We start from the raw sequence: 18017 nt of genomic DNA on the forward strand, positions 1-18017 counted from the left end.
CGCCCCGTGCCGCCTTCCCTCCTCCGCCCGTGACCGCTCGCTCCTCCGCCCCTGCTCCTGGCGTTCCGCCTGGTGTTTCCTTGGTCGCTCACACGCCCGCCTCTGTCAACGTCGCTCCGATCCCGCCCACGCCTGAGCAGCAACAGTTCGTGGACTGGCTGCGCGAGGTGGCGCCGTACATCCACGCCTTCCGCGACAAGACGTTCGTGATCGGCTTTGGTGGCGAGCTGGTCCAGGCCGGCATGCTCGGCTGGCTGGTCAATGATCTCGCCCTGCTGCACGCGATGGGCATGCGCATCGTGCTGGTGCACGGCTCGCGCCCGCAGGTGGAAGAGCAGCTCGCCCTGCGCAACGTGCAAACCCAGTTCGTGGATGGCGTGCGCGTGACGGACGCCGCCGCGTTGGAATCCGCCAAGGAAGCCTCCGGCGAATTGCGTCTGGACATCGAAGCCGCCTTCAGCCAGGGCCTGCCCAATACGCCGATGGCCGGTGCACGCATGTCGGTCGTGTCGGGCAACTTCGTGACGGCGCGGCCGGTGGGCATCGTCAACGGCGTGGACTTCCAGCACACGGGGCTGGTGCGCAAGATTGATGCGGAGTCGATCCAGCATTCGCTGGCCAACCGCAAGATCGTGCTGCTCTCGCCGCTGGGCTTTTCGCCCACGGGGCAGGCGTTCAACCTGTCGATGGAAGACGTGGCCGCCAACACCGCCACGGCGCTCAAGGCCGACAAGCTGATCTTCATCACCGAGCTGCCGGGCATCATGGACCGCGTGGGCAAGCTGCAGCAGGATCTGTCACTGGAAACCGCCATCGAGCGCCTGCGCGACGGCAGCCTGCCGAACGACACGGCCTACTACCTGCAGCACATCGTCAAGGCGATGCGCGGCGGCGTGCGCCGGGCCCACGTGATCCCGTTTGCGCTGGACGGCAGCATCCTGCTCGAGCTGTTCCTGCACGACGGCGTGGGCACCATGGTGTCGCACACCGACTTGGAATACCTGCGCGAAGCCACGCTGGACGACGTGGGCGGCATCGTCTCGCTGATCGAACCGCTGGAAGCCGACGGCACGCTAGTGCCGCGCGAGCGCCGGCTGCTCGAGCGCGACATCGCCAACTTCTCGGTCATCGAGCACGACGGCATCATCTTTGGCTGCGTGGCGCTGTACCCGTATCCGAAGGACGGCATGGCCGAGATGGCCTGCCTGATCGTCTCACCCGACAGTCAGGGCACCGGTGACGGCGAACGCCTGCTCAAACACACGGAAGTTCGCGCCCGTGCGCTGGGCCTCAAGCGCTTGTTCGTGCTCACCACGCGGACGGAACACTGGTTCCTCAAGCGCGGCTTCGTGCGCGCCAGCGTGGACGACCTGCCGGAAGACCGCCGCAAGCTCTACAACTGGCAGCGGCGCTCGATGGTGCTAATGAAGAAGCTGTAAGCCCCAATATGCCCCTGGGCGGCATACCGGAATCCCGGTGATGTCGGCCACGCGTTTTACAATACCGAATTCCGCGCGCGCCTGATGATGTCCCACCAGGGCGACGCATCCGCCACACAAGAGGAAATCTCCATGGCCCGCATGGTCCACTGCATCAAGCTCGACAAGGAAGCCGAAGGCCTCGACTTCCCGCCTCTGCCCGGCGAACTGGGCAAGAAGATCTGGCAAAGCGTTTCGAAGGAAGCCTGGGCCGGCTGGCTCAAGCATCAGACCATGCTGATCAACGAAAACCGCCTGAACATGGCGGATACGCGCGCGCGCCAGTACCTGCTCAAGCAGACCGAGAAGTACTTCTTTGGCGAAGGCGCCGACGAGGCTTCGGGCTACGTGCCGCCGTCGGCCTGATCTGCCGACACAAACAAAAAGCCGTTCAGTTTGCGCTGAACGGCTTTTTTGCTTTCTGGGCACTCGCTCGGCGCCTATGCCGGCACGGCGGCATCCTCCAACTTGAAGATCGCCACGGCGCGGCGCAGTGCGCCGGCTTGGTCCGCCATGGCTTGCGCGGCAGCGGAGGCCTCCTCCACCAACGCCGCGTTTTGCTGCGTGACCTCCTCGATCTGGCCCACGGCAATGTTCACCTGCTCGATGCCCGTGCTCTGCTCCGTCGAGGCCGAAGAGATTTCCGCCACGATCTGCGTGACACGGTGTACCGAGGCAACGATGTCGTCGATGATGCCGCCGGCCTCGTGTACCAGCTTCGCGCCCGCCTCGACCCGCTCGGTCAACTGGCCGATCAATCCCTTGATCTCCTTGGCCGCTGATGCGCTGCGTTGCGCCAGCGTGCGCACTTCACCGGCCACCACGGCAAAGCCGCGGCCTTGCTCGCCGGCGCGAGCGGCTTCCACCGCCGCGTTCAGCGCGAGGATGTTGGTCTGGAAGGCGATGCTGTCGATCACGCCGATGATCTCGCCGACCTTGGCGGAACTCTCCGAGATGCCGCGCATGGTCTGCACCACATCGCTCATCACCTGACCGCCGCGTGCTGCGGTGTCCGACGCATGGCCGGCCAAGGTGGTGGCCTGCACCGCGCTCTCCGAATTGCGGTGCACGGTGGCGGTCAACTCGCCCATGTTGGCGGCGGTTTCTTCCAGCGAGGCCGCCTGCTCTTCCGTGCGTGATGACAGGTTCAGGTTGCCCGACGCAATCTGCGCACTGGCCGAGGCCACGCCTTCGGCATTGCGACGGACCTCACTCACCACGCTGGCGAGGCTGCGCTGCATGTCCTTCAGAGCGATCAGCAGCTGGGCAATTTCATCGGTGCCCTGCGGTTCATAGATGTTCGCCAGATCGCCCTGCGCCACGGTGCGCGCCACATTCACCGCGCGGGACAGCGGTCGCGTGATCGACTGGCTGAACAGGAACGCGCCACCCAGCCCCAGCCCGAACGCCGCCAGCATCAGTGCAACGCTGACCACCAGCGCGGTATGCGCGGCCTCTGCAGTCTTGGCCGACACCGCCGCGCTTTCGGCGGCAATTTCAGCGGCGGCCTCATCCAGCAGACGTGCGGGTTCACGGTCCACGCCGGCCACGACCTTGTCACCCACGGTCGGATCAAACGATGCGGCCACAAACATGTCGTGGCCCTTCCGATAGCCCTCGCCCATGGTGGTATGGGCGGCGGCGAACTGCGTAATCAGATCGCGACTCTTGCCGGGCGGCAGCGCGGCCTGCAGTGCCTTGGCCTGGTCCGTCACGGTTTGCTCGCGCTTGAGGAAAGCGCCCCAGTACTTGTCCAGCTTGTTCGGGTCTTCACCGCGCAGCAGGGTGTCTTTCCATTCCTGCACCTGGGTCTTGAAGGTGACCAGCATTTTCGTCACTGCACGTTCGTCGGCGGCGCGGGCCTGCACGGTGGTGTTGTATTCGATGATCGAGTGATTGAGCGAGGCAATGCCATAGATGGCCCCGGCAAACATCAACATCAACGCGGCGGCAAAGGCCAAGGGGAGTTTGAGTGCAAGTTTCATGGTGTTCCGGGTCAGACGACTGCGCGGGCAGCATCGGGGGCCTCTTGTGGAGGCACGCGATGTCGGCGGCATATGAGCCACCGCGTCCGTCTTATCGGCCACTTAACGCACGACTTAACTCTGTTTTCAACAATATGCGTATCGCAAACGCTCAACTGTGGCGCATGTGACTTCTTTGCCGCAAAAAAAAAAGACCGCCCAGTCAACGAGCGGTCATGCTTTTGACACATATCGCGTATTACTTTGCCGCAGCCAGCGCCTCGGCAGGGCGATCCACAGCATGCGGCGTGCGGCGGGCATTGGCTAGGCGGATGGCGTCGTAATACGCCGCCGCCGGCGGACGCTTGAGATATTGCCCCGCGCCGCGCACGGCACGCAGGTCGCCATTGGCCCAGGCAAGCGCGCCCCGTGTGAGCGTATGGGTGGCCACGCCGCGCACCGTCATCCCCTCGAAGATGTTGAAGTCCACCTTCTGGTGATGCGTCTTCACGGAAATCGTCTTGGTGGCCGCCGGGTCCCACACCACCAGATCGGCATCCGCACCGGGTTGCACTGCGCCCTTGCGCGGATACAGGTTGAAAATCTGCGCAGCGTTGGTTGAGGTAATGCGCACGAACTCGTTGGGCGTGATGCGACCCGCGTTGACACCGTGATGCCACAGGATGGAAAGGCGGTCCTCAATGCCGCCGCAGCCGTTGGGGATCTTGGTGAAGTCCTCTCGGCCCATGGCTTTTTGCGACGCGCAGAACGTGCAATGGTCGGTGCCAGTGGTGTGCAGTTGACCGGCCTGCAGCCCACGCCACAGCGCTTCACGATGCTCGGCTGAGCGAAACGGTGGGCTCATGACGTGGGCGGCGGCACGCGTCCAGTCCGGGTCGCGGTACACCGCCTCGTCGATCACGAGGTGGCCAGGCAGCACCTCGCCGAACACGCGCAGGCCTTCGCTGCGCGCGCGGGCAATCACGTCCACCGCATCCTTGGCCGACACATGCACGATGTACACCGGCACGCCCAGGACCTGTGCGATGCGGATAGCGCGGTTGGCCGCCTCGCCTTCCACCTCGGGCGGGCGCGACAGCGGATGCGCCTCGGGCCCCGTGATACCGCGCGCGAGCAACTGGCGCTGGAGCTGGAAGACGAGTTCACCGTTTTCCGCATGCACGGTGGGCAAGGCGCCCAGCTCGAGCGAGCGCGAAAAGCTGTTCACCAGGACCTCGTCGTCGGCCATGATCGCGTTCTTGTAAGCCATGAAGTGCTTGAAGCTGGAGACGCCGTGCTCCTGCACGAGCGTTCCCATATCACGATGCACGGATTCGTCCCACCACGTCACGGCAACGTGGAAACCGTAGTCGGCGGCGGCCTTCTCGGCCCAGCCGCGCCATTCGCGAAAGGCGTCCATCAACGGCTGGCGCGGGCTGGGGACCACGAAGTCGATGATGCTGGTGGTGCCGCCCGCCAAGCCCGCCGCCGTGCCGGTAAAGAAATCATCGATGGCGGTGGTGCCCATGAAAGGCAGCTCCATGTGCGTGTGCGGATCAATGCCGCCGGGCATGACGTATTGCCCGTGCGCATCAATGACCGTGGCGCCTGCTGGCGCGTCGATCTGCGCCGCCACCTGCAGGATGGTGCCGCCGCTCTCTGGGCTGGCGCAGAGCACGTCGGCACGCCAGGTGCGGTCTGCATCAATGACCGTGCCGCCACGGATCAGGGTCGTCATGTCGCTGCCTCCTTGTGGGTTGTGTGGGTGCGCAGTTGGATGAATTTCAGGCACTCGCCACGCTGGCGCTCGGGCTGCCGCGCAGCTTCATCCACGCGCTGTAGACCAGCGCCGCCAGCACGAGGCCAACGAACCACGCGTACGTGTAGAGCGTGTTGAAGAACGCCGGCACGTTCGGGAACACGCTCGGAAAGGCGGTATGCAGAAAGCCCGGCAGGTTAGGCAGCACGCCCACGGCCAGCGCCACCACCGCACCGAGATTCCAGCCGCCGGTGTAGGTGTACTCGCCGCGCTCGTCGAACAGCTCGCGCGCATTCAGGCGGGTGCCGCGGATGAGGAAGTAGTCGACCATCATGATGCCGGCCACCGGCCCCAGCAGCGCGGAATAGCCCACCAGCCACGTGAAGATGTAGCCCTCGGACGTGGCCAGAATCTTCCACGGCATCATCACGATGGCGATGGTGGCAGTGATCAACCCGCCCGTCTTGTACGAAATGCCCTTCGGCCACAGGCTGGAAAAATCGTATGCGGGCCCAACGAGGTTCGCCGCCAGATTGCAGCACATGGTGTCCAGCGTGAGAATGATGAGCGCGATACCCACGCCGATACCGGTCATGCGGCTGGTGAGGTCGATTGGGTCCCAGATGGCCTTGCCATAGATGACCACGGTGGCAGACGTGACCACCACCGAGATGACCGACAGCAGCGCCATCGGAAGCGGCAAGCCGATCGACTGGCCGACGATCTGGTCACGCTGCGATTTGGCAAAGCGCGTGAAGTCCGGAATGTTCAGCGCCAGCGTCGCCCAGAAGCCAACCATGGCCGTGAGGCTCGGCCAGAACGTTGCCCAGAACAGACCCTCTTTCTTGCCACCCGCCACGAACTGCGACGGCGTGGAGAGCATCGAGCCCGCACCACCCGCCTTGGACGTGGCCCACCAAACCAGCACGATGCACATCACGATCTTGATGGGAGCGGACCAGCTTTCCAGCCAGCGGATCGAATCGGTGCCGTGCAGGATGAAGTAGAGCTGCAGCGCCCAGAACAACAGAAAGCACGCCAACTGGCCCACCGAGATGTCGAGAAACGGCATCGCGGCGCCATGCAGGGCATTGCCCGTCAGGATGTTGGCCAGCGTATAGATGGCGCTGCCGCCCAACCACGTCTGGATGCCATACCAGCCGCACGCGACGATGGCGCGCAGCAGCGCCGGCAGCTTCGCCCCCTGCGTGCCGAACGACGTACGCACCAGCACCGCATACGGAATGCCGTGCTTGGCGCCCGCATGGCCGATCAGCAGCATCGGCACCAGCACGATGGCGTTGCCCAGCAGCACCGTCACCACCGCCTGCCACGGTGACATGCCCTGCTCCGTCAGCCCGGCAGCCAGCATGTACGACGCGATGTTCATCACCATGCCGACCCACAGCGCCGCAAAGTGGTACCACTTCCAGGTGCGCTGGGCCACGCCGGTGGGCGCCAGATCGTCGTTATAGAGACTGCTGCCGGCCGCGAGCGGTTCGGCGGGGTGCGCTGCCTGCTTCATTGAAAGACCTCCACGGGTTATTGGCGCGCTCTGCGGCGCGCGTCAGGCTCATTTGTAGGAATCAAAGCCGGTGAGCACAAGGAAAGATCACGCCGCCTTGGCCGCAGGCGCTGGCTCTGCGGCACCTGCGTCGGGCGTGCTTGCCACCGCGCGCGCCGGGTTGTTCGGATGCGTCGTCCAGTTGGCGTAGTCGCCCGCATCCACCCGCTCCATCGTGATGCACTGCTCGACCGGGCAGACATGCATGCATAAATTACACCCGACGCATTCGGCGTCGATCACCTCGAAGTGGCGCTTGCCGTCTTTCTCGCGCGTGATGGCCTGGTGCGAGGTGTCTTCGCAGGCGATATGGCACAGGCCACATTGGATGCAGCGATCCTGGTCGATGCGCGCCTTGATGTCGTACTTCAGGTTCAGGTATTTCCAGTCCGTCACATTGGGCACGGCGCGGCCGCGCACATCGTCCAGCGTGGCGTAGCCCTTTTCATCCATCCAGTTGGCCAGGCCGTCGGCCATGTCCTGCACGATGCGAAAGCCGTAATGCATGGCCGCCGTGCACACCTGCACGCTACCGGCACCCAGCACGATGAACTCCGCCGCATCGCGCCAGTTGGAAATACCGCCGATACCGGAGATCGGCAGATTGGGCGTCTGCGTATCGCGGGCGATCTCGGCCACCATGTTCAGCGCGATCGGCTTGACGGCGGGGCCGCAGTAGCCGCCGTGCGTGCCTTTGCCATCCACGGTCGGCATCGGTGCCATCTGGTCCAGGTCGACCGCGACGATGGAGTTGATCGTGTTGATGAGCGACACGCCATCCGCCCCGCCCTTGTACGCCGCGCGCGAACCCAGGCGGATGTCGGTAATGTTGGGCGTGAGCTTCACCAGGCACGGCAGCTTGGTCGCTTCCTTTACCCACCGGGTCACCATCTCCACGTACTCGGGCACCTGGCCGACCGCCGCACCCATGCCCCGCTCGCTCATGCCGTGCGGGCAGCCGAAATTGAGCTCGACCGCATCGGCGCCGGTGTCTTCCACCATCGGCAGGATCCATTTCCAGTCTTGCTCGTTGCACGGCACCATCAGTGAGACGATCAGCGCGCGGTCGGGCCAGTCGCGCTTGACTTGCGCAATCTCGCGCAGGTTCACATCCAGCGGACGATCGGTGATCAGCTCGATGTTGTTCAGCCCCGCGATGCGCTGGCCGTTCCATTGCACCGCGCCGTAGCGCGAGCTGACGTTGACCACATGCGGATCGAGCCCGAGCGTCTTCCACACCACGCCGCCCCAGCCCGCCTCAAACGCGCGGTTGACGTTGTAGGCCTTGTCGGTGGGCGGCGCGGAAGCCAGCCAGAAAGGGTTCGGCGATTTGATGCCGGCAATCGTGCAGCGCAAGTCAGCCATGTTCGGCTCCGTGGAATATGTTGTTCGGGGATGCGGCTCAGGCCGCCTTGGCGGTGAGGCTGGCCAGATAAGCGTCGATGGATGCGGCGGCGACCTTGCCGTCCTGCACAGCCTGCACCGTCAGATCGACGCCGCCCGTGGCGGCGCAGTCGCCACCGGCCCACACGTCGGGCAACGTAGTGCGCCCGCCCGCGTCCACGGCAATGCGGCTGCCGTCGACGGTCAGCAGTTCGCCATCCACGCCAATCGGCACCAGCGTCTGGCCAATGGCTTTGAGCACCATGTCGGCATCGACCGTAAAGCGTTCGCCTGCGTCACCCGCGCGCTCGAACTCCACGCCGGTCACCTGACCGCCCTCACCCATCAATCGCACTGGCTTGGCATGCGTGATGAGGGTGACGCCGTTCTTCTGCGCAAATTCGCGCTCAGCCCAGGTGGCGCTCATCAACTCGACACCGCGCCGGTAGACCATCGTCACCGTCGTCGCACCGAGCTTGCGGCTTTGCACAGCCGCATCCACGGCGGTGTTGCCGCCACCGATCACCACCACGCGCCGGCCGACCGGCACGGCTTCCAGCGGCGCCGCCTGGCGCACCTGCTCAATGAAGTCGACGGCGTTCATCACGCCTGATAGGTCTTCGCCTTCCAGCGCCAGCGCGCGCACGCCACCCAGGCCCATCGCCAGGAACACTGCGTCATGCTGCTTGCGCAACGCATCGAGCGTCATGTCGCCGCCCAGTACCACGCCGGTCTTCAGTTCGATGCCGCCCACCGACAGCAACCACGCCACCTCGCGCTGCGCAAAATCGTCGACGGTCTTGTAGGCGGCAATGCCGTACTCGTTCAGGCCGCCCGGCTTGGCATGTGCGTCGAACAGCGTGACGCGGTGCCCTGCGAGTGCAAGGCGATGCGCACACGCCAGCCCTGCCGGCCCAGCGCCGACCACGGCGACATGGCGCCCCGTATCAGGCGCGCGCTTGAACAGCGACACGCCCGTGGTCATCGCCCAATCCGTGGCATGGCGCTGCAGCGCGCCAATCGCCACTGGCTGCGCGTCCTGATCGTTGCGCACGCACGCGCCTTCACACAGGATCTCGGTCGGGCACACCCGCGCGCACATCCCGCCGAGCGGGTTAGCGGAGAGGATGTCCACCGCTGCGCCCTTGAGGTTGCCGTTGCCGATCTTGCGGATGAAGCTGGGGATGTCGATCTGCGTCGGACACGCTTGCACGCACGGCGCGTCGTAGCAGTAGTGGCAGCGGCTGGCCGCAGCGGCCGCGGCGGTGGGATCGAGCAACGGCGCAATGTCGGCAAACTCGCACGACAACTGCTCCGACGACAGACGGTGCGCGGCAATATCGCCCGTTTCCTTGATAGCCATGGTGGCTCCTTCTTCCGTGTGAGGACACAGCCGTGCCCGCCGGCCTCGCACAGGCGAGGTCGGGACGGCTTTCGTTTTGGGGTGCTGCGACGGCGACCACGGTTGCGCTATGAAGCGGGCTCGCACGCACGCGAGAGCATCGCGTGCAGCAGAACATTCGCGCCGGCCTCGATCCACTCGGGCGTGGCGTCTTCGATCTCGTTGTGGCTGATGCCGTCGACGCACGGCACGAACACCATCGACGTGGGCGCCACCTGCGCTAGGTAGCAGGCATCGTGGCCCGCGCCGGACACCATGTCGCGGTGCGAATAGCCGAAGCGCTCTGCCGCAGCACGCACGGATGCCACACACGCGGCATCGAACTTGACGGGCTCGTAGTAAAAGATCTGTTCGAGCTGCGTTTCCAGCCCGATGCCCCCGGCGATCTTGGCAACGCCTTCGCGCAACGCCGCGTCCATCTTTGCGAGCACCGCATCCTCCGGATGCCGGAAATCGACCGTGAAGAACACCCGCCCCGGGATCACGTTGCGCGAGTTCGGGTGCACCCGCATCATGCCGACCGTCGCGCAGGCAAACGGCGCGTGGTCTAGCCCGATGCGGTTGACCAGATCCACTACGCGCGCGGCGCCCAGCAGCGCGTCGCGGCGGCGCGGCATGGGCGTCGGGCCCGCATGGGCCTCCTGACCGGTCAGCGTGATCTCGTACCAGCGCTGGCCTTGCGCGTCCGTCACCACGCCGATGGTTTTCTGCTCGGCCTCGAGTATCGGTCCCTGCTCGATATGCAGCTCGAACGCGGCGTGCAGCTTGCGGCCCCCGCACGGCACGTCGCCGGCATAGCCGATCCGCTTGAGTTCTTCGCCGATGGTCTTGCCGTCCACGTCCTTGCGCGAGAGGCCGTATTCCAGCGTGAAGACACCCGCAAACACGCCCGAGGCCACCATGGCCGGCGCAAAGCGCGAGCCCTCTTCGTTGGTCCAGATCACGACTTCGATCGGGTGCTCGGTCTCGATGCCGTGGTCGTTCAGGCTGCGGATCACCTCCAGCCCGCCAAGTACGCCATAGATGCCATCAAAGCGGCCGCCGGTCGGCTGGGAGTCCGCATGCGAACCGGTCATGACCGGCAGCGCGTCCGGATTGCGCCCGGCGCGTCGCATGAACACGTTGCCCATCTGGTCGACCGTCACCGAGCAACCGGCCTCCTTGGCCCAGCTGACGATGAGATCGCGCCCTTGCTTATCGAGATCGGTCAGCGCAAGCCGGCAGACGCCGCCCTTGGGCGTCGCGCCAATCTTCGCCATCGCCATCAGGCTGTCCCACAATCGCTTGCCGTTGACCTGGATCGACGTATCGAGCCGGGTCGTTTCCAACGCTTCGGGTGCTGCACTCATTGCGTGTCGCTCCTTTGGGGTCCGCCATACCGGCCTGCTTGTCACACCCATGCGGTGCATCAGCGGCCGTGTTTTGGGGCATCTCCGCACGCGGGCGGTGCATGCGGATCGTGTTGCTTCGGACAGCGTTTTCGGGGCATTCCCCGCCAACGTAATCCTGTCCGAATGGACAGGTTGTAGACGAGGATTCCTGTCAAATCAATGTCTTTCGCAGACAGGCTTTTAAAGCGAGAAGCGTGCCATTGCGGCGCAGCATGAGAAGTGCGACCTCGCGGTCGAGAGATGCCGTGCTGCCATCGCAGCGACTAGAATGAGGCGCAGCGCGGCATCCCCTGCGCAGAAACGCCGCACGAGACCACCATGCGAGACGACCCAGCCGCAGCCGCACCCCCAGAGAACACCGAAACCGCAGCGCCAATGCGGCGGCGCAAGGCGCATATCCGCGCCTCGAACGAAGCGCATCTGCTGGCCTGCGCTGAAGCCGTCTTTGCCGAACGCGGACTCGAAGGCGCGAGCACCGCCATGATTGCCGAGCGCGCCGGCCTGCCCAAGGCGAACCTGCACTACTACTTTCCGACCAAGCTGGCGCTGTACAAGCGGGTGCTCGAAGACTTGTTTGAAGACTGGCACCGCGCGGCCAACTCGTTTGAAGACAGCGACGATCCAGCCGAGGCTATCAGCGGTTATGTACGCGCAAAGATGGAGTTGTCGCGCCGCCGGCCATTGGGCTCCAAGGTCTGGGCCAACGAGATCATCCACGGCGCGGAGCATATGCAGGACATCCTCGCGCAGCGCGTCAAACCGTGGTTCGACACGCGCGTGCAGGTCATCGACACCTGGATCGCACGCGGGCAACTCGCGCCGGTCGACGCGCAGACGCTGATGTACCTGATCTGGTCCACCACGCAGCACTACGCCGATTTCGAAGCGCAGATCCGCGCGCTCTCGGGCAAGCGCGCACTCACGCAAAAGGCTTTTGCCGAGCGCACGGAGGAAGTCGTGCAGCTGGTGCTGCGCGCATGCGGTGTCGTATCACCCGGCGTAGGTAAGGGCGACTAGGGCAGCCAATACGAGGCTCAAAAGCAAACATGCCGTTCAGCGTGAACTGAACGGCATGTTGTTGGATGCTCGGTGGCCTTATGGCCTAGTGGCGATCAGAAATCGCGTCGCTGTACGCCCGCTTCCGTGCCCAGCAGCAGCACATTGGCACCGCGCTTGGCAAACAGGCCCACGGTGACCACGCCCGGAATGTCATTGACCACCGACTCCAGCCCCTTCGGATCGGCAATGCGCAGGCCAACCACGTCGAGGATCACATTGCCGTTGTCGGTCTTGTAGATCTGACCTTCCTTGGTCATGCGCAGACGGGGCTGACCGCCGAGCGCGGCGAGTTGGCGCGCCACGGCGGCACGTGCCATCGGCACCACTTCCACCGGCAGCGGGAATGCGCCCATCGTCTCCACCAGCTTGCTGCCGTCGGCAATGCATACGAACGTCTTGGCGACCGATGCGACGATCTTCTCCCGCGTGAGCGCACCGCCACCGCCCTTGATCATGGCGCCCGAAGCGTCGATCTCATCGGCGCCGTCCACGTACACGGGAATGGCGTCGACTTCATTCAGATCCAGCACGGTAAAGCCGTGGCCCTGCAGGCGACGCGTCGAAGCCTCCGAGCTGGACACCGCGCCGGCAAAGCGTGCCTTGTGCGGGGCCATCGCGTCGATGAACAGGTTGGCGGTCGAACCAGTGCCCACGCCCAGTACCGCGCCTTCGGGCATGTTGGCCAATACGTAATCTGCGGCGGCCTGCGCCACCAGTGCCTTCAGTTCATCCTGCGTCATCGCAAACACTCGGTCGGGATCGGAAAACCCGGTAGTGTACCGGATCAATACGCTGGATCTCAGCCGGCTGGCGGAGCCAAACCCGCGGAGTACAATCGGTTCATCCTTCCACCTCCAGCGCAATGCTGGAACGTACCACGGACTCGCTTCATGACTCAGCTCGATCAACTCAAGCAGTTCACCACCGTCGTCGCCGACACGGGCGATTTCCAGTCCATGCGCGCCTACGCGCCGCGCGACGCGACCACCAACCCATCGCTGATCCTGAAGGCCGTGCAAAAGGCCGAATACCGCCCGCTGCTGGAACAAGCCGTGCGCGACGCGCGCAGCGACAGTGTGGAAGACATCATCGATGCCGTGCTCGTGGCGTTCGGCTGCGAGATCCTGTCGATCATCCCGGGCCGCGTGTCGACTGAAGTGGATGCGCGCCTGTCGTTCGACACGGAAGCGACGGTCGCCAAGGCCAAGCATCTGATCGCGCTATACGAGGCGCGCGGCGTGGCGCGCGAGCGTGTGCTGATCAAGATTGCATCGACGTGGGAAGGCATTCGCGCGGCAGACCAGCTTCGCGCCGAAGGGATCCGCTGCAACATGACGCTGCTGTTCTCGCTGGCGCAAGCCGTGGCGTGTGCGGAAGCGGGCGTGCAGCTCATCTCGCCGTTCGTTGGCCGCATCTACGACTGGTACAAGAAAGACGCTGGCGCCAACTGGGACCCGGTCGCGCAAGGCGGCGCGAACGACCCGGGCGTGCAGTCCGTCCTGCGCATCTACAACTACTACAAGAAGTTCGATTACCCGACCGAGGTGATGGGCGCGAGCTTCCGCAATGTGTCGCAGATCGTCGAGCTGGCTGGCTGCGACCTGCTCACCATCAGCCCGGACCTGCTCGCCCAGTTGCAGCAATCCGACGCGCCCGTCGAGCGCAAGCTCTCGCCGGACAACGCGCATGCCGCCAACATCGTCCGCCTGCCCGCTGATGAGAAATCGTTCCGCTGGCACATGAACGCCGATGCCATGGCAACGGAAAAGCTGGCCGAAGGCATCCGCCTGTTTGCAGCGGATGCGATCAAGTTGGAAGCGTTGATTGAGCCGCTGCGCGTAGCGGCTTAAAAGGAAGGCAGTGCCTTATCCCAGCATGGCGGGCAAGCACACGCCCGCCGGCTGGTGGATCACCAAATCGGCCGTTGCATCCAGCGCGCTCGGCTCCGGATTCACGACGATCACCTTGGCGCCGTGGTCCTTCGCAAGACCCGGCAATCCGGCCGCCGGATACACCATGCCGGACGTGCCCACCACCAGGCAGACGTCGCACGTGTTGGCCGCCTCTTCGGCGCGGTAGTTCGCCACCAGCGGAAGCTGTTCACCAAACCACACCACGCCCGGGCGCAGCATCGCACCGCATGTCGCGCAACGCGGCGGCCGGCCCGGCAAGGCCGTGGAGACATCGCATTTGCCACATCCGCCTAGCCATTTGTTGGCAAACAGATTGCCGTGTAGTTCGATGACGCCTTCGCTACCGGCCCGCTGATGCAGACCATCGACGTTCTGCGTGACGAGCGTCACCGCCTTGCGCTTGGCTAACGCGGCAATCGCCAAATGTGCGGGATTTGGCTGGGCCTGCAGCACACGCTCGCGGCGCTCCTGGTACCAGTCCCACACCATGCGCGGGTGCTTGCGGTAAGCAGCCTCGGTGGCCATGTCTTCGGGCTTGAACTTCTCCCACAAGCCCGTAAGCGCGTCACGGAACGTGGCCACGCCGGATTCCGCCGAGACGCCAGCGCCCGTCAACACCATGACGTGCTGCGCGGCGTCGACCCAGGCGTGCGCCTGGGCCAATGCAGCCGCGTCAGACGCGGCCGATGGTTCGATGCTCATCCCTTCTTGGCGGGTGCCGCAGCGCGTTGACGCACCGCCTCGAACAGGCAAACGCCGCTGGCGACCGACACGTTCAGGCTTTCCACGCTGCCGGCCATCGGAATGCTGACCAGCGCATCACAGGTTTCGCGCGTCAGGCGGCGCATACCCTCGCCTTCGGCGCCCATCACGATCGCGATGGGGCCCTTGAAGTCAGCCTGATAGAGATCCTGCTCGGCTTCGTCAGCCGTGCCGATCACCCACACGCCGCGCTCCTGCAGCTCGCGCAGTGTGCGCGCCAAGTTGGTCACGGTGATGTACGGAACGGTCTCGGCCGCGCCGCTGGCCACCTTGGCCACCGTCGTGTTGATGCCAACGCTGCGATCCTTCGGTGCAATCACGGCATGCGCACCGGCCGCATCGGCCACGCGCAGGCAAGCGCCCAGGTTATGCGGATCGGTCACACCGTCGAGCACCAGCAACAGCGGCGTGCCCTCGATGCCATCGAGCAATTCGTCGAGATTCAGTGCCAGCGACAGCGACTCTGCCTTGGCAACCACACCCTGATGGCGATCGGTGCCGGCAATGCCACGCAGGCGGTCGGTGTCAGCGGGGATCAGGCGCACGCCCGCTGCTTCCGCCGCTTTCAGGAAATCCTGCATGCGGCGGTCGCGGCGGTTGGCCTCGAAATAGATTTCGTCGATCGACTTGGCGCCGTGGCGCAGTCGGGCGGTGACGGCATGAAAGCCGATGAGGAGCTTGGATTTAGACATGGCGCGATTGTACCTGTCCGCCCTCGCTCCCCAGCCGCCTTTCTACACTTCAGCGCCCCTTCGGCTTGCGTGTGGTTTTGCCGGCCGCCTTGCGCGGCGCGGCGGTTTTGGCGCCGCCCTTGGGCTTGGCCGCACGCGTAGGCTGCTTCTTGCGCGCCGGCTTGGGGTGCGCATGGCCCGGCGGCACAGCACGCGAGCCAGGTTCAAACACCGGCTGCTCTTCGAAAACGCGATCCAGCGTCTCGTCAAACGACTCTTCCGGCTTGGCCGTGCCGCCCAGCAGGGCCGCCAATTGACGCGGCTTTTTGCGACCCACCGGCGGTGCCGGCGTGGCGACAGCCGGTTGGCGCGCACCCGCGGCTTCCGGCGCACCGGTGACCTTGGCCGGACGCAATGCCTTCGTCGAGGGCTCCTGGATCAGGCGGAAGTCCATCTTCCGCGCATCCAGGTCCACACGCAGCAACTGCACGCGCACGCGGTCGGTCAAGCGGTAGCGAATGCCGGTACGCTCGCCGCGCAGCTCGTTGCGGGCTTCGTCGTACTGGAAGTAATCGCTGCCAAGCTCCGTCACATGCACGAGGCCTTCCACGTACAACTCGTCAAGCTGCACGAAGATGCCAAACGACGTGACCGCGCTGACCGTGCCCGAGAACTCGTTGCCAAGCTTGTCGCGCATGAAATAGCACTTGAGCCAGGCTTCCACATCGCGCGAGGCCTCATCGGCACGGCGCTCGTTGGCCGAGCAATGTACGCCCAGCTCATGCCAGATCGCCTCGACCTTGGCCTTGTTGACGACCGCCGCCGGCACGCCCTTTTCGGCTTCAGCCTGCAGACGACGCGCCTTGGGCGACAACGCGCTATTCAATTGCACACCCGGCGCCAGCACCGGCACATAACGCGTGCGCTGCAGGATCGCCTTGATGGAGCGATGGACCAGCAAATCCGGATAGCGGCGGATCGGGCTGGTGAAGTGCGCGTATGCCTGATAGGCAAGCCCGAAGTGCCCGATGTTGTCCGGGCTATACACCGCTTGCTGCATCGAACGCAGCAGCATGGTCTGCAGCATCGGCGCGTCAGGCCGCGCGGCGATTTTTTCCATCACCTCCGCGTAGTCGGCAGCCTGGGGCTTGTCGCCACCGCCCAGCGTCAGGCCGCTGGTCTTCAGGAAGGCGCGCAGTGCTTGCAGCTTTTCTTCCGTCGGGCCCGCGTGCACGCGGTACAGCGCCGGATGCTTGTACTTCTCCAGCATCTCCGCCGCGCATACGTTGGCCGTCAGCATGCACTCCTCGATCAGCCGGTGCGCATCGTTGCGGGTGCGCGGCAGGATCTGCTCGATCTTGCCCTGCGCATTGCAGACGATGTACGTCTCGGTCGTATCGAAGTCGATCGCGCCACGCTCGCGACGCGCCTTGAGCAGCGTCTGATACAGCTCGTACAGGTCCTGCAGATGGGGCACCAGTGGCGCGCGCTTGGCGGCCTCCGGACCCTTCACATTCGACAGGATCGCCCAAACCTCGTTGTAGGTCAGGCGCGCCTTCGAGTGCATGACTGCCGGATAGAACTGATACGCCTTGATCTCCCCCTTGGCCGTGATCACCGCGTCGCAGACCATGCATAGGCGGTCCACTTCCGGGTTGAGCGAGCACAGGCCGTTGGAGAGCTTCTCCGGCAGCATCGGAATCACGCGGCGCGGGAAATACACCGAGGTCGCCCGATCAATCGCATCCGCATCCAGCGGGTGCCCCGGCCGCACATAGTGCGACACGTCGGCAATCGCGACGATCAAACGCCAGCCCTTGCTGCGACCGATCTTGACCGGTTCGGCATAGACGGCATCGTCAAAGTCGCGCGCGTCTTCACCATCGATGGTGACCAGCGGCACATCGCGCAAATCAATGCGCCCCGCCAGATCAGCATCGCGAACCACGTCGGGCAGCGCCTCGGCTTCGCGCTGCGTCGGCTCGGAAAATTCATGCGGCACGCCGTATTTGCGCACAGCGATTTCGATCTCCATGCCGGGGTCATCAATCTCACCCAGCACTTCGACCACGCGGCCGATCGGCTGCACGTAGCGATCCGGATATTCGAGGATCTCCACGCTCACCACCTGGCCGACCTTGGCCTTGCCCTGCCCCTTGGGCGCAATCAGGATGTCGCGGCCCAGACGCTTGTCCTCAGGCGCCACCACCAGCGTGCCACTTTCCGACAGCAGCCGGCCGATGATGCGCTTATTGGCACGTTGCAGGATCTCGACGATCTGCCCTTCTGAGCGCCCGCGGCGGTCATAGCCGACGGCGCGCACCAGAGCACGGTCGCCGTGCATGGCCTTCTGCATCTCACGTTCGGGCAGGAAGATGTCCGGCTCGCCATCGTCCCGGACGAAGAAGCCGTAGCCATCGCGGTGGCCGATCACGCGACCTTCGATGAAATTGGGCTGGTGCGCCAACTCGTAGCGCCCTTTGCGATTGAGTTCGATCTGACCATCCCGCTCCATGGCGGTCAGACGTTTGATAAAGCCGTCATGCTCCTTGCGCGTAACGGAAAGCGCCTTGGCAATGTCGGTGGCAGACAGCGGAGACCCCGACGTGCGCAGCACTCCGAGGATTTCCTCGCGGCTCGGGATCGGATAAGTCGGTTGATTCAATTTTTT

At 64.7% G+C, this 18017-nt stretch carries 14 protein-coding genes; 4 read left to right on the forward strand and 10 right to left on the reverse strand.

Going from position 1 to position 18017, the window contains the following annotated elements; translation table 11 throughout:
• Positions 1–29 precede the first annotated feature (29 nt).
• The gene (gene argA / locus ACS7SF_RS02000) at positions 30–1439 is read left to right on the forward strand and encodes an amino-acid N-acetyltransferase (RefSeq protein WP_439891455.1); all 1410 of its coding nucleotides are present in this window, start codon (positions 30–32) and stop codon (positions 1437–1439) included.
• Positions 1440–1571: 132 nt separating this feature from the next.
• Positions 1572–1844 carry an oxidative damage protection protein gene (locus ACS7SF_RS02005; protein ID WP_426393713.1) on the forward strand — a complete coding sequence of 91 codons (273 nt, stop codon included), beginning with the start codon at positions 1572–1574 and terminating at the stop codon, positions 1842–1844.
• Positions 1845–1918: 74 nt separating this feature from the next.
• Here ACS7SF_RS02005 and ACS7SF_RS02010 read toward each other — a convergent pair whose 3' ends face one another.
• From ACS7SF_RS02010 to ACS7SF_RS02035, 6 genes are all read right to left on the reverse strand, one after another.
• Entirely contained in the window at positions 1919–3463 is a 1545-nt protein-coding gene (locus ACS7SF_RS02010) for a methyl-accepting chemotaxis protein (protein ID WP_439891456.1), read from the reverse strand.
• A 238-nt stretch (positions 3464–3701) separates the two neighbouring features.
• Positions 3702–5180, reverse strand: a complete 1479-nt coding sequence (gene hydA / locus ACS7SF_RS02015) for a dihydropyrimidinase (protein WP_439891457.1) — start codon at positions 5178–5180, stop codon at positions 3702–3704.
• Positions 5181–5226: 46 nt separating this feature from the next.
• The gene (locus tag ACS7SF_RS02020) at positions 5227–6726 is read right to left on the reverse strand and encodes an NCS1 family nucleobase:cation symporter-1 (RefSeq protein ID WP_439891458.1); all 1500 of its coding nucleotides are present in this window, start codon (positions 6724–6726) and stop codon (positions 5227–5229) included.
• Positions 6727–6813: 87 nt separating this feature from the next.
• A complete protein-coding gene (gene preA / locus ACS7SF_RS02025; protein WP_439891459.1) occupies positions 6814–8130 on the reverse strand; it encodes an NAD-dependent dihydropyrimidine dehydrogenase subunit PreA in 1317 nt (438 codons plus the stop codon).
• Positions 8131–8167: 37 nt separating this feature from the next.
• Complete coding sequence (locus ACS7SF_RS02030) at positions 8168–9511, reverse strand: NAD(P)-dependent oxidoreductase (protein WP_439891460.1); 1344 nt, start codon at positions 9509–9511, stop codon at positions 8168–8170.
• A gap of 107 nt (positions 9512–9618) precedes the next feature.
• A complete protein-coding gene (locus tag ACS7SF_RS02035; RefSeq protein WP_439891461.1) occupies positions 9619–10899 on the reverse strand; it encodes a Zn-dependent hydrolase in 1281 nt (426 codons plus the stop codon).
• Between the two features lie 360 nt (positions 10900–11259).
• Here ACS7SF_RS02035 and ACS7SF_RS02040 point away from each other — a divergent pair, with 360 nt between their 5' ends.
• On the forward strand, positions 11260–11958 hold the full coding sequence (locus ACS7SF_RS02040; protein WP_439891462.1) for a TetR/AcrR family transcriptional regulator: 699 nt from the start codon (positions 11260–11262) through the stop codon (positions 11956–11958).
• Between the two features lie 95 nt (positions 11959–12053).
• Here ACS7SF_RS02040 and rpiA read toward each other — a convergent pair whose 3' ends face one another.
• A complete protein-coding gene (gene rpiA / locus ACS7SF_RS02045) occupies positions 12054–12740 on the reverse strand; it encodes a ribose-5-phosphate isomerase RpiA (RefSeq protein WP_439891463.1) in 687 nt (228 codons plus the stop codon).
• Between the two features lie 150 nt (positions 12741–12890).
• On the opposite strand from rpiA, the gene tal reads away from it, so the two are divergent.
• A complete protein-coding gene (tal, locus tag ACS7SF_RS02050; protein ID WP_439891464.1) occupies positions 12891–13850 on the forward strand; it encodes a transaldolase in 960 nt (319 codons plus the stop codon).
• A 15-nt stretch (positions 13851–13865) separates the two neighbouring features.
• Here tal and ACS7SF_RS02055 read toward each other — a convergent pair whose 3' ends face one another.
• The 3 genes from ACS7SF_RS02055 to rnr are packed head-to-tail and all read right to left on the reverse strand — an operon-like array spanning position 13866 to position 18011.
• Positions 13866–14615: an SIR2 family NAD-dependent protein deacylase gene (locus ACS7SF_RS02055; protein WP_439891465.1), complete on the reverse strand. Its 750-nt coding sequence runs from the start codon at positions 14613–14615 to the stop codon at positions 13866–13868.
• The gene (gene rlmB, locus ACS7SF_RS02060) at positions 14612–15367 is read right to left on the reverse strand and encodes a 23S rRNA (guanosine(2251)-2'-O)-methyltransferase RlmB (RefSeq protein ID WP_311527523.1); all 756 of its coding nucleotides are present in this window, start codon (positions 15365–15367) and stop codon (positions 14612–14614) included. The genes ACS7SF_RS02055 and rlmB overlap by 4 nt, the downstream gene beginning before the upstream one ends.
• A gap of 49 nt (positions 15368–15416) precedes the next feature.
• Positions 15417–18011 (reverse strand): ribonuclease R, encoded by a 2595-nt coding sequence (gene rnr / locus ACS7SF_RS02065; protein WP_439891466.1) that lies wholly within the window; start codon positions 18009–18011, stop codon positions 15417–15419.
• Between the last annotated feature and the right edge of the window lie 6 nt (positions 18012–18017).

The sequence above is a fragment of the Ralstonia sp. 25C genome (genome assembly GCF_051904805.1).
Taxonomy (GTDB): Bacteria; Pseudomonadota; Gammaproteobacteria; order Burkholderiales; family Burkholderiaceae; genus Ralstonia.